The following is an 11,892-nucleotide window of genomic DNA, read 5'->3' on the forward strand; positions in this document are numbered from 1 at the left end:
CGGGCCTGGGTGGGATGGCGAAGGGCGCTAGCCGCTTTGCCTATTCCCGATTCCCCACTCCCGATTCCCGGCGCATGGCGCCTGATCAGCCGATGACCGCCAGGATGTCGTCTTCGCGCAGCACCTTGTACTCGACGCCTTCGGACTTGTAGCTGCTGCCGGCGTACTGGCCGTAGATGACCTTGTCGCCGACCTTGACCACCGGCGCGCGCAGGCTGCCGTTGTCCAGGGGCTTGCCGGCGCCGATGGCGACGACTTCACCCTTGGTGGACTTTTCCTTGGCGGAGTCCGGGATCACGATGCCGCCGGCGGAAACTTCGTCGGCTTCGATCGGCTTGACTACAACGCGGTCGTGAAGCGGCTTGATGCTCATAGAGAAAGACCCTCTTAAGTGATTGATTGGCCTGGAAATTATCGGCGATGTTAGCACTCGTATGTGACGACTGCCAGCACAGCGCGCGGAAAAAACCCGACAGAGCGGGTGCGGGCCAGAGATTGTGCTGTGTGGCCAGCTTTCAAGGGCTGGGGGCAAAAATTTTTTCGCCGGGCAGTCCAGTCCGAAGGCGTCAGGGCAGCTGACCAGAGCTGGCGAGCGGTTCGCCCGGTCGCTGCGGGCAGAGCGGGTTCAACCGGACTGCGCAATGGCTGCTGCGCTTGGCGCACTGGGCAGCAAAAGTAGTCGCCGGGTCAGCCGCACTAAAAATGGAACCAGGTTCCACCGATTGTCATGCGCACGTCTTACAGTCGGCAACGCATTCCCCGATCACAAGGAGCTGTCGATGAGGTTGCCGTCCCGTGCTGTGTCCCTGAGCTGCATTCTTCCCCTGGCCTGTGCGTTCGCACTGGCCGTCCCCACCGCCCACGCCGCGGTGTTCATCAACGAACTGCATTACGACGACGCGGGCGCCTCCGGCGACAGCGGCGAAGCCGTGGAAGTGGTGGCCACCGCCGGCGAATCGCTGAGCGGCTACCGCATCTATCTGTACAACGGCAGCACGCCGGGTGCGGCCACGGTCTACGCCAACACGGCGGTGCCGGCTGGCAGCCTGGTCAGCTGCGGCAGCCAGGTGCGCGTGGCCACGGTCAGCTACGCCAGCAACGGCGTGCAGAACGGGCCCAACGACGGTGTGGCGCTGGTCGACCCCAACGGGCAGCTGGTGCAGTTCCTCAGTTACGAAGGCGCCATCACCGCCAGCGGCGGGCCCGCCGCCGGCATCACCAGCCAGAACCTGCCGGTCAGCGAGAGCAACAGCAGCGCGGTCGGCAGTTCGCTGCAACTGACCGGCACCGGCAGCAGCGCGGCCAACTTCAGCTGGGCCGGCTCGTCGGCGCAGACCTTTGGCGCGTGCAACCGCGGCCAGAGCTTCAACGGCAGCGGCGGTGGCGGCGAGACCGGCGCGGCACCGACGATCACCAGCACCACCCCGACCCAGGGCGCGACCGGCTTTCCCGCCGCCGGCGACCTGAGCGTGGGCTTCAGCGAGGCGGTGACGCTGAGCAGCGGCGCCTTCGCACTGAGCTGCGCCAGCTCCGGCACGGTGGCGCTGAGCTACCCGACCAGCGGCACCCGCTTCAGCCTGTCCACCAACACCGCCTTGGTCGGTGGCGAGCGCTGCACCCTGGCGATCACCGCCAGCGCCATCCGCGATGCCAGCGGGCTGAGCCCGGCCGCCAACCAGGCCATCGCCTTCACCGTGGCCACCGCCAGCGGCGGCGGCACCGGTTACTACTCGCGGGTCAACACCGCCAATGCCAGCCAGTTGCGCTGCTCGCTGCACACCGTGATCAAGGGCCACACGGTCTATCCGTACAGCGGCTCGGGCACCAGCACCTGGACCATCCTGGAAATGGCCGACGAGGATCCCAACAACAGCGGCCGGATCCTGGACGCCTACCGCAACCGTAGCTACGCCAAGGGCAGCGACCGTGCCGGCACCGGCAGCGGGCTGACCTACAACCGCGAGCACACCTGGCCCAATTCGCTGGGTTTTGGCAGTGCCAGCGGCGACAAAGGCTTGCCGTATGCGCCCTACACCGATACCCACATGCTGTACCTGACCGACACCGCCTTCAACGCCGACCGCGGCAACAAGCCCTATGCGGCCTGCACCAGCAGCTGCGGCGAGCGGGTCACCGAGGTCAACGACGGCAGTGGCGGCGGCAGCGGGCGCTATCCGGGCAATTCCAACTGGGTGCGCACCCCCGACGGCAACGGCGGCACCTTCGAGGTGTGGGGCAAGCGCAAGGGCGACATGGCGCGTGCGGTGATGTACATGGCGATCCGCTATGAAGGCGGCCTTGATGCGGCCACCGGGCAGTCCGAGCCGGACCTGGAGCTCACCGACGACCGCAGCAAGATCGTGCAGACCTCCGCCTCCCCGGCCTACATGGGGCTGTTGTCCACGCTGCTGGCCTGGCACCAGGCCGACCCGCCGGACGATGCCGAACGTGCGCGCAACCAGGTGGTCTTCAGCTTCCAGGGCAACCGCAATCCGTTCGTGGATCACCCCGAATGGGCGACGGCGAGCCTGTTCACCTCGGCCAAGCCGGCCAGCTGCCAGCTGGCCAATTGATCCAGCCCGGCCCGGCGCTTGAGGCGTCGGGCCGAGGCATATTGATCCATCCTGGCCCGGTGCCCAGTGCGTCGGGCCGGAGCATGTGGTTTACCGGCCAATCGGCTTCGGATGCGGCTCGAATGTCGGCCCAGTGACATTATCCTGGCCGACGTTCCATTCGCGCCCCGGACCACCGCAGCGGTGGCGCTCCTGCGCAGCCGGTCATCGCACCGAACCTTGCCGGTCATCAGCGCCCAACTGCCAAGACGCTGCCCGCATCGATTGCCGAAAGCTGTATTGCGCGAAGTCACCGCCGCGTTCCGGCACGTGCGGTCGATCCCGCGTAAGCGGAGGATTACACTGCGCAGCTACGTGAGCGCCTCTTCCCTCCATGTGTTGTTCAGTACCTGCCCGGATGCCGACAGCGCCGATCGCATTGCGCACGCGCTGCTCAACGAGCGCCTGGCCGCCTGCGTCACCCAGGTGCCCGGCGTGCAGTCGCTGTACCGCTGGAATGGGGCGATCGAGCGCAGTCAGGAAGTGCAGCTTTTGATCAAGACCTGGGAAGACCGCCTGCCTGACGCCATTGCGCGGCTGCAGGCACTGCATCCGTATGAACTGCCGGAGGCGGTCGCGGTCCAAGCCAGCGCCGGGCTGCCGGCATATCTCGATTGGGTCCGGGCCGAAACCCGCAAGGAATCCTGACGTCCATGAAGTCTCTGTCCCGCTGGATCGCCCGCTGCGCATTGCTGGCCGTACCGTTGTTCGCAGCACCGCTGGCGCTGCTGGCGCCATTGCCCGCGCAGGCCGCCGTCACCGAGGCCGACCTGCTGCCGGTGGATCAGGCATTCACGCTGAGCGCCACGGCCGATAGCCGCGACAGCATCGCCCTGAGCTGGAAGATCGCGCCGGGCTATTACCTGTATCGCCACCGCATCAGCGTCAAAGCCGGGCAAGGCTTTGCCGCCGGCGAACTGGCACTGCCGGAAGGGCAGAGCAAGCACGACGAGTTCTTCGGCCAGGTGCAGACCTACCGCAAGCAGCTGCAGGCCAAGCTGGCCGGCAAGGCCGAGCCTGCGCTGCAGACCGCCGTGTTGCAGGTGCAGTACCAGGGCTGCGCCGATGCCGGCGTGTGCTACCCGCCGCAGCGTCGCGAACTGCGCGTGAGCCTGCCCGAGGCCTCGGCGGCATTGGCCTCGCCCGCCGCCGCTGCGCCTGCCGCACAGCGCGAAAACCTGGGGTCGCTGGTGCCGCGCGCCCCGGCCGCCGCCCCGCGCCTGTTCGGCAGCCCCGGCCAGGCAGCCGGCGTGGACGCACTGCCGCTGCCGGCCGAGCAGGCCTTCACCTTCGAAGCCATCGTCGGCGACGGCAACAGCCTGTTGCTGCGCTTCACCCCGGCGCCCGGCTATTACATCTACCGCGACCGCACCTCGCTGGCACTGGAAGGCGCCGGTGGCGTGCGGACCGGGCTGCCGCGCTGGCCGCAGGGCAAGGCGCACCGCGACGAGCATTTCGGCGATGTGGTGGTGTATTTCGACCAGGCCGAAGTCACCCTGCCGCTGCTGCGCGACCACGCAGATCCGGCAAAGGTGACTCTGGTAGCGACCTTCCAGGGCTGCCAGACCGACGGCATCTGCTACCCGCCGATGACCCGCCGCGTCGCGCTGGAGTTGCCGCCCGGCACGGTGTCGCCGCAAAACCAGGCGCAGACCGCGCCGCTGATGATTTCGCCGCTGGCCGCCGGGCAGACGCCCAGCGAACCGGCGCCTGCCGCAAGGCCCGACACCAGTGCAGCCCCGGCTGCCGACGCCTCGGCCGGCAACCCGCAGCGCACCCAGCCGCCGCATACCGAAAAAGGCCTGCTGGCCATGCTGGTGCTGGCCCTGCTCGGCGGGTTGATCTTGAACCTGATGCCATGCGTGCTGCCGATCCTGTCGCTGAAGGTGCTGGGGCTGGCGCACAGCGGCGAGAGCCGCAGCCATGCGCGCAGCCATGCCATCTGGTACTCGCTGGGCGTGCTGGTGTCGTTTGCGGCGATCGGCGGGCTGGTGATCGGCCTGCGTGCGGCCGGGCAAGCGGCCGGCTGGGGCTTCCAGCTGCAGCAGCCGTGGTTTGTCGCCGCGCTGGCGTATCTGATGTTTGCGGTGGGCCTGAGCCTGTCGGGCGTGTTTACGCTGGGCAGCAATCTGGGCGGTATCGGCCAGTCGCTGGCCTCGCGCAATGGCCCACTCGGTGATTTCTTCACCGGCGTGCTGGCCTGCGTGGTGGCAAGCCCCTGCATCGCCCCGTTCATGGGCACCGCCCTGGCGTACGCGTTCACCGCACCGGCGCTGCTGGCGATGCTGGTGTTCCTGGCGCTGGGCCTGGGGCTGGCGCTGCCGTTCCTGCTGATCGGCTTCATTCCCTCGCTGGCGCGGCGCCTGCCCACGCCCGGTGCGTGGATGGAAACGCTCAAGCAGGTGTTGGCGTTCCCGATGTATCTCACCGCGATCTGGTTGTTGTGGGTGTTGGGCAAGCAGCGCGGCGTGGATGCGCTGGCACTGATGCTGGTCGGCGCCACCCTGCTTGCGCTGGGCCTGTTCTGCTTCGAGCGTAGCCGCTGGAAGAGCCATCGCCTCGGCATGGGCCTGGCTGCGGTGATGCTGGTGTTGGCCATCGTGCCGGTGATTGCGGTCACCCGCCTCAGCCTACCGGCGGCCACCGCCGCCGAAGGCGTGGTGACGTTCTCGCCGCAGTTGCTCGACCGCCTGCGCGCCGACAACCGCGTGGTGTTCGTCAACATGACTGCCGACTGGTGCGTGACCTGCAAGGCCAACGAAAAGAACGTGCTGAGCAGCGCCGAGTTCCGCGATGCGCTGCGCCGGGTCGATGCGGTCTACATGAAAGGCGACTGGACCAATGTCGACCCCAAGATCAGCGCCTTTCTCGACCAGCACCAGGCGGTCGGTGTGCCGTTGTACGTGGTCTACGGGCCCGGCACACCACCGGCGGTATTGCCGACCGTGCTGACCAATGCGATCACCGAGGATGCGTTGCTGCGCGCAGCGCGGTGAGCGCGGCGCCACGCACTGTGTAAGCGCTGCGTTTGGTGTGGAGTGCCGGTGCGCGCTGCCGCATGAGGTGATGTGCGCAAGTCGATAAGAGGCTGCGCAAGCGCACAGACCAACGCACGTCTGGCACGCAGGCGCGCTCGATGCCCACGCATCCGGACACGCTCAATTTTGTGAGCTCTGATCGCTGCGCGGCCGCGCGCAATCTTCGGCCGCACAGCGATTGCGGTGCCGACTCAGCGGCCCGCGTAATACGCCGGTTGCGCGATATCGGCCAGTAATCCCAGACCGCTCGGCTGCCACCCCAACTGCTGCCGCGTTGCCTCGCTGGAGGCGGGCACATCTTCGCTGGCGAAGCCCGCGAACCAACCGAAATGCGCGGCATCGCGCGACTCCACCGGCAAGCCCAGCTTGTGCCCGATCGCTTCGGCGATCTCGCGGAATCGCACCCCGCTGTCGGCAACGGCATGGTAGGCGGCCTGACGCGTCGCACCTTCCAGCGCCAGCCGATACAGCCGGGCCGCGTCGGCAACATGCACCGCCGGCCAGCGATTGGCGCCTTCTCCGATGTAGGCCGATACGCCCTTCTCGCGCGCCAGGTCGATCAGCATCGGCACAAAAGCCATGGGTTTCGCCAACGCCGTGAACCGAGGACGGCAAGCGAATGGTGGCCGCACGCACGCCGCGCTCGCCGAGCAGACGTGTGGCCTCTTCCGAACGGCGCGGGTAGGACGGATCCGATGCAGGCAGATCGGCCTCGCTGGCGACCCGACCGAACGCACGCAACGCCGACAAGGTGGAGGTCACCAGCAGCGGCTTGTCGCTGCCTTGCAACGCATCGCCCAGCGTGTCGATCACCAGGCGATCCTGCGCGGCATTTTCGGTATAGCGGGAAAAATCGTGATTGAAGGCCAGATGGATCACGCCATCGGCAGCGCGCGCGGCCGTGCGCAGGCTGTCCAGATCGTCCAGCGTTGCGTGCAACACATCGGCGCCTTTCGCCTTCAACGTCTGCGCTTTTTCGGGCGACCGCGCCAGACCGAGCACGCGATGCCCGTACTGCAGCAACTCATCGACCACCGCTGTGCCCACCCAACCGGTGGCACCTGTGACGAACACTTGCATGTAAATCTCTACCGATTCAGAAGGAATCGCAATGCTATCGACGCCAGAGATACCCTTACAGTCGTGAGATTATCCCGGTATAACCAATAACAGGATCGGACCATGGCCGACGCCACTCTCAGTAGTTACCTGCGCGAGCGGCGCGAACGCCTGGACCCTGCCGCGCTGGGCTATCCCGGCGGCCGGCGGCGCACGCCCGGCCTGCGCCGGGAAGAAGTGGCGCAGAGCGCCAACATCAGCGCCACCTGGTACAGCTGGCTGGAACAGGGCCGCGGCGGCGCGCCCTCGGCAGACGTGTTGAACCGCATCGCCAAGGCCTTGTTGCTCACCGATGCCGAACGCGAGCACCTGTTCCTGCTCGGGCTGGGGCGCCTGCCCGACGTGCGCTATCACCCGCCCGCCGGCGTCACCCCGCGGCTGCAACGCGTGCTCGATGCGATGGAAACCAGCCCGGCCTTCATCCGCACGGTGAGCTGGGACGTGGTCGCCTGGAACGCGGCGGCCGCAGCGGTGCTCACCGACTATGCAGCGTTGCCGCCCGGCGAACGCAATGTGTTGCGGCTGATGTTCCTGAGCCCTGCATCGCGGGTGATGAATCTGGATTGGGAAGGCGTGGCCAGATCGCTGGTCACCGTGTTCCGCGCCGATGCAGCGCGCGCAGGGGCCAACGCCGCCATCGCCCCGCTGGTGGAAGAGTTGCGCAGCCGCAGCGAAGATTTCGCCCGCTTGTGGGAGGCCGGCGAGGTCAACGACCCCAGCGATGGCATCAAGCACGTCCGCCACCCCGTCCTTGGCGAGATCGAGATGGAATATTCCTCCTTCGCAGTGGAGGGCCGCACCGATCTGATCCTGCTGGTATGCAATCCGGTCCACCAGGCCGACGCCGGCAGCATCCGCGCGTTGACCGGCGGAGCTGGGTCGCGCGGGTGAGCGATGGCGCTGAGGAGCGACGCTCCGCGCGCACAACGCCGCTGATCTCCCTGCCCGCTGCTGCCAGCCAACACAGTGCGCGGCAAAACCTAGGAGCACCACTAACGGTCTTGAAGGCGTCGGGCGCCTAAGTCAGAGCGCCTGTGTGCATCCCAATCGAATCAATCAAACCGGATCGTGGATTAGAACCAACCACCTTCAATCGCCCCAATTTGCCGAAACAATTAATTATTTTTTCTCTTTAATATCAGCCGCTTGCGAACACAAGGCGCGCGCCTTACCGTAGGCCTGCCTGACCCAAGCCCTACGCCTCCCATGGCCGCTATTTCGCCGCTACGACAAGACCTTCTCACACGCTACGGCCCTCTCCTTACCTCAGAAGAAGTCGCGCGTGCTCAGGTTTAAGCGCAAAGATGCGCTGATGAAGGCACGCAGAAGGGGTGCGCTACCAATAGCGCTCTTCAGCATTCCGGGTCGAAAGGGTCTGTTCGCCACCTCGGCTGACGTTGCGTCATGGGTGGAGAGTAGTGGCACTCGCAGGCCGAACCTAAGCTGCCTCTAGTTCGCTAACTATCTGGAGCGGAATCCGCACCAGTAGCAAATTGCAAAGCGAGCACCCGCTGCTTCCGGATGAGCTTGCACGTACGCCCTGCGCGCCGCCGAAAACTTGAGGGCGCCGCGCGCGATGAGTGGAGCGATCTGGCGCGTCCGCCGCAGACGCAAGGCCTTCTCGATTAGCGAGGGCCCGGCCGCGGGTCGGTCGATACCGGGAAGCCCCGTAGCGGAGCGTCGATCGGCCCACCGAGCGCTAGCAGACGCTCCATTGCTTGGTCGTCGCCGGTACGGCGCGAACCAGCATCCGATCGGCAAGGGCCCGGACGGGGCGACGCCGCCCGGGCAGTGGCGTTACCTGCTGGTCGGCGAGAAGTTCTGAGCTCCGCGCGTCTTTCGCCACTGGATCCACGCGATCGCGGCGACGTAGAAGACGCTGCACAGGTAACTGCCTTCCGGCCCTTGCGCGCCACCGGTCAGGGTGTCGAGGCCTTGCGGGCGCAGCGCCACCAGCAGCGCCGGCAAGTGCGCATCCATGCCGGTGACGGGCAGTTCGAAGCCGGTCGCGAGCAACCAGTTCCACCCCGCGTGCCAGCCCATCACGCCCCAGATATTGCCGGTCCGCAGCGCCCAGGCGCAGGCAAACAGCGAGAACAGGAACGTGCCGAGCACGACCCGGGGCGGCTGGTGCGGACTGAAATGCAGGAAGCAGAAAACGAGCGACACCAGCAGCACTGCCACCGCGACATTGGTCTTGCGCGCCACCACCGACAGCATCCAGCCGCGGAAGATGACTTCCTCCACGCTCGCCTGGAACATGAAACTCAATAGCAGCAGACCGATGTGCAGCAGACTGACGGGCGACCGCCAGGCCTGCCCCAAGCCCGCCGCCTGCATGCCGCCAGCCATCCAGATCGCGACTACGACCAGCGCGATCGTGCCGAATCCAACGGCCAGTCCGCGCAGGAAGTTTTTCAGCGGCGCCGGACCGGTCAGCCCTATACTCGCCAGCGAGCGCCCTTCGACGAAGCGTACCCAGGCGAGCACGGCCGCCAGCGTCGGCGCGAAGCCGATCCACAGCAGCGCATACAAGCCAGCGAGGCCGATCGGATCGCCGCGCGGCGTCGACCAATGCTGCGACTGCATCCACCCGTCCAGCGCGATCACCGGTACCGCGTTGAACAGGATCATCAGGATTGGCGTCAGCCAGGCCCAGGGCAGCCAGCCCCGGGCCGGATCTGGCGAATACAGGGCAGCGGGGGTCATGCGGGGCTCCAGGTCGACGTGATCGCCGCTGCAAGTTGCCATCCGCGCGGGGGCGTGGCTACCCGTTTGCGACCAAGCCACAGAAGCCGCCGATGAATCACCCGGATCGCCGACGAAATGGCGCTGAGTCGTCGCCCGTGGTGTCCGCTTTGGGTGGCGGTTTCATATGTTCGATGGAACACAGACAGCTGCCCAAGCAGCAGGAGTGTTGCGGATGAAGCGAAGGACAAGGATTCAGTACACCGACAGCCACAAGGCCCTGATGTGGGACCGCTGGCGGCAGGGCGAGTCGTTGCACCAGATGCGAGGCTATTCGATCGGCATCACTCGTCCGTGCTAGGGGTTCTCGCCGAGACTGGCGGGATCCGGCCGGCGGTCCGTCGACGATCCCCGCAGGCGCTTAGCCTGGTTGAGTGCGAAGACGTATCGCGGGCGCTGGTTGCCGGGCATACGATCCGCTCGATCGCATCGATGCTGGGCCGCGCTCCGTCCACGATCAGCCGGAGATCGGGCGCAACGGAGGCATCGACCACTACCGGGCGAGCCATGCCGACCGAGCGGCCTGGGACCGGGCACACCGCCCCAAGGCTCGTAAGCTGGCGCTGCATCCCACGCTGGCGAGACGGGTGGCGGACAAGCTGCAGCAGTGGTCGCCCGAACAGATCGATGGCTGGCTCAAGCGGACTTACCCGGACGATCCGAGCTGCCAGGTCTCACACGAGACGATCTAACGCACGCTCTTCATCCAGTCGCGCGGCGCCCTGAAAAAGGAGCTGCTGGCGCATTTGCGGCGGACACGCGCGATCCGCCGGTCGCGCCACACTCAGAAGACGGCGGACCACGGCCGCATCAGCGACACCGTGTCGATCCGCGAGCGTCTGGCGTCGGTCGAGGACCGGGCCGTTCCCGGACACTGGGAAGGCGACCTGCTCTGCGGCAGCGGGAACAGCCAGATCGCGACGTTGGTCGAGCGCAGCACGCGCTACATGATGCTGGTGACGGTCGATCGCAAGGACACGCAGACCGTCGTTGACGCGCTAAGCCCAGGGGGGCTAGCTCCTCCACCTAGCAATGTCGAGGAGCGGTCACTAGAGGCCCTGTCACCACTAACTATGGTGAACGCGCGTCATAGATGGGGAGAATTCCCACCATCTATGCTGAGCCGCACAAGGCTCCGCGTGCTCGCTTCAGGGCAGATGACCCGGAAATTTCAATCATCCGTTTAAAACAAGGCTAACTTCGCCTATCTGGACAGCATCGGCCACATCGCGCAGACTTCCGACCTTTCCGCTCTCCCGGATGTCATGGCCCACCTGCTGCTGTTGCATGGTCCCAACCTCAACCTGCTCGGCACCCGCGAGCCGGAGGTCTACGGGCGCACCACACTGGCGCAGATCGATGCGGCCCTGGTGGACCGCGCGCAGGCGGCCGGGCACACGTTGGCCTGCCTGCAGTCCAATGCCGAGCACGTGCTGGTGGAGCGCATCCACGCCGCGCGCGAAGACGGCACCGCCTACATCCTGATCAACCCGGCCGCCTTCACCCACACCTCGGTGGCGCTGCGCGATGCGCTGCTGGGCGTGGGCTTGCCGTTCGTGGAAATCCATCTGTCCAATCCGCATGCGCGCGAGCCATTCCGCCACCACAGCTATCTCAGCGACAAGGCCGACGGCGTCATCAGCGGCTTCGGCGCCGACAGTTACCGGCTGGCACTGGAAGCGGTGATCGCGCGGCTGGAGCGCGACGCATGACACCAGCATTGCCGACGCCGGCGCCCGCGTCCAGGCCGACGTTCTGACCCCATTCCGCCGGCAACCGCCGGCACTCCCCACCGATTCACCTCATGAGGCCCGTATGGATCTCCGCAAAATCAAGAAACTGATCGACCTGCTCGAAGAATCCAATCTCGCCGAAATCGAGATCAAGGAAGGCGAAGAAAGCGTGCGTCTGGCGCGCGTGCCCAAGGGCACGACCGTGGTCAGCGCGCCGGTGCAGCAGTACGCACCCGCCCCGCTCGCGCAGGCCCCGGCCGCAGCCGCCATGCCGATGCAGTCGCCCACCGAAGCCTCCACCGGCGGTGCCAAGCAGGGCCCCGCCTTGCCGGAAGGCCACGTGCTGCGCGCGCCGATGGTCGGCACGTTCTACATCTCGCCGGCCCCGGACAAGCCGGCTTTCGTCACCGTCGGCCAGCAGGTCAAGGCCGGCGAAACGCTGGCGATCATCGAGGCGATGAAGATGTTCAACCCGATCGAAGCCGACATCTCCGGCACCATCGTGGCCATCCTCGGCGAGACCGGCCAGCCAGTGGAATTCGATCAGCCGTTGTTTGTGATCGGCTGATTGACGGGAATCGGGAGTGGAGAATCGGGAATCGGCAAAGCGGCCTCATGAACGCCTGGAGGCGTGGCGCGATT

General features: G+C 66.4%; 9 protein-coding genes and 2 pseudogenes. 7 read left to right on the forward strand and 4 right to left on the reverse strand.

Annotated elements, in window-relative coordinates; translation table 11 throughout:
- Nucleotides 1-85: 85 nt before the first annotated feature.
- The gene (locus NYR97_RS05045; protein ID WP_003483210.1) at nt 86-373 is read right to left on the reverse strand and encodes a co-chaperone GroES; all 288 of its coding nucleotides are present in this window, start codon (nt 371-373) and stop codon (nt 86-88) included.
- A gap of 406 nt (nt 374-779) precedes the next feature.
- Here NYR97_RS05045 and NYR97_RS05050 point away from each other — a divergent pair, with 406 nt between their 5' ends.
- From NYR97_RS05050 to NYR97_RS05060, 3 genes are all read left to right on the forward strand, one after another.
- Nucleotides 780-2,573, forward strand: a complete 1,794-nt coding sequence (locus NYR97_RS05050; protein ID WP_316696951.1) for an endonuclease — start codon at nt 780-782, stop codon at nt 2,571-2,573.
- A gap of 354 nt (nt 2,574-2,927) precedes the next feature.
- The gene (cutA, locus tag NYR97_RS05055; protein ID WP_043909625.1) at nt 2,928-3,260 is read left to right on the forward strand and encodes a divalent-cation tolerance protein CutA; all 333 of its coding nucleotides are present in this window, start codon (nt 2,928-2,930) and stop codon (nt 3,258-3,260) included.
- A 5-nt stretch (nt 3,261-3,265) separates the two neighbouring features.
- The gene (locus tag NYR97_RS05060; protein WP_316696952.1) at nt 3,266-5,608 is read left to right on the forward strand and encodes a protein-disulfide reductase DsbD family protein; all 2,343 of its coding nucleotides are present in this window, start codon (nt 3,266-3,268) and stop codon (nt 5,606-5,608) included.
- Nucleotides 5,609-5,841: 233 nt separating this feature from the next.
- Here NYR97_RS05060 and NYR97_RS05065 read toward each other — a convergent pair whose 3' ends face one another.
- Both NYR97_RS05065 and NYR97_RS22395 read right to left on the reverse strand, forming a co-directional pair.
- Entirely contained in the window at nt 5,842-6,231 is a 390-nt protein-coding gene (locus NYR97_RS05065; RefSeq protein ID WP_316696954.1) for a Rossmann-fold NAD(P)-binding domain-containing protein, read from the reverse strand.
- A 217-nt stretch (nt 6,232-6,448) separates the two neighbouring features.
- Nucleotides 6,449-6,730 (reverse strand): annotated as a pseudogene (locus tag NYR97_RS22395) (NAD-dependent epimerase/dehydratase family protein); the annotation flags it as partial.
- A 102-nt stretch (nt 6,731-6,832) separates the two neighbouring features.
- On the opposite strand from NYR97_RS22395, the gene NYR97_RS05075 reads away from it, so the two are divergent.
- Nucleotides 6,833-7,660: a helix-turn-helix transcriptional regulator gene (locus NYR97_RS05075; protein ID WP_316696956.1), complete on the forward strand. Its 828-nt coding sequence runs from the start codon at nt 6,833-6,835 to the stop codon at nt 7,658-7,660.
- A 906-nt stretch (nt 7,661-8,566) separates the two neighbouring features.
- On the opposite strand, the gene NYR97_RS05080 is transcribed toward NYR97_RS05075, so the two are convergent.
- Nucleotides 8,567-9,478 carry a CPBP family intramembrane glutamic endopeptidase gene (locus tag NYR97_RS05080; protein WP_316696957.1) on the reverse strand — a complete coding sequence of 304 codons (912 nt, stop codon included), beginning with the start codon at nt 9,476-9,478 and terminating at the stop codon, nt 8,567-8,569.
- Nucleotides 9,479-9,692: 214 nt separating this feature from the next.
- Here NYR97_RS05080 and NYR97_RS05085 point away from each other — a divergent pair.
- From NYR97_RS05085 to accB, 3 genes and pseudogenes are all read left to right on the forward strand, one after another.
- Nucleotides 9,693-10,518, forward strand: a pseudogene (locus tag NYR97_RS05085) (IS30 family transposase); the annotation flags it as partial.
- 264 nt (nt 10,519-10,782) lie between these two features.
- Complete coding sequence (aroQ, locus tag NYR97_RS05090) at nt 10,783-11,229, forward strand: type II 3-dehydroquinate dehydratase (RefSeq protein ID WP_104592407.1); 447 nt, start codon at nt 10,783-10,785, stop codon at nt 11,227-11,229.
- Nucleotides 11,230-11,332: 103 nt separating this feature from the next.
- Entirely contained in the window at nt 11,333-11,818 is a 486-nt protein-coding gene (gene accB / locus NYR97_RS05095; RefSeq protein ID WP_205393555.1) for an acetyl-CoA carboxylase biotin carboxyl carrier protein, read from the forward strand.
- Nucleotides 11,819-11,892 lie beyond the last annotated feature (74 nt).

This window comes from Xanthomonas hydrangeae, assembly GCF_032697525.1.
Lineage (GTDB): Bacteria > Pseudomonadota > Gammaproteobacteria > Xanthomonadales > Xanthomonadaceae > Xanthomonas > Xanthomonas hydrangeae.

What these genes read in the sequence shown, in the direction of transcription:
- NYR97_RS05045 (WP_003483210.1), bottom strand. Translation starts at nt 373, where the DNA reads ATGAGCATCAAGCCGCTTCACGACCGCGTTGTAGTCAAGCCGATCGAA.
- NYR97_RS05050 (WP_316696951.1), top strand. Translation starts at nt 780, where the DNA reads ATGAGGTTGCCGTCCCGTGCTGTGTCCCTGAGCTGCATTCTTCCCCTG.
- NYR97_RS05060 (WP_316696952.1), top strand. Translation starts at nt 3,266, where the DNA reads ATGAAGTCTCTGTCCCGCTGGATCGCCCGCTGCGCATTGCTGGCCGTA.
- NYR97_RS05065 (WP_316696954.1), bottom strand. Translation starts at nt 6,231, where the DNA reads ATGGCTTTTGTGCCGATGCTGATCGACCTGGCGCGCGAGAAGGGCGTA.
- NYR97_RS05075 (WP_316696956.1), top strand. Translation starts at nt 6,833, where the DNA reads ATGGCCGACGCCACTCTCAGTAGTTACCTGCGCGAGCGGCGCGAACGC.
- NYR97_RS05080 (WP_316696957.1), bottom strand. Translation starts at nt 9,478, where the DNA reads ATGACCCCCGCTGCCCTGTATTCGCCAGATCCGGCCCGGGGCTGGCTG.
- aroQ (WP_104592407.1), top strand. Translation starts at nt 10,783, where the DNA reads ATGGCCCACCTGCTGCTGTTGCATGGTCCCAACCTCAACCTGCTCGGC.
- accB (WP_205393555.1), top strand. Translation starts at nt 11,333, where the DNA reads ATGGATCTCCGCAAAATCAAGAAACTGATCGACCTGCTCGAAGAATCC.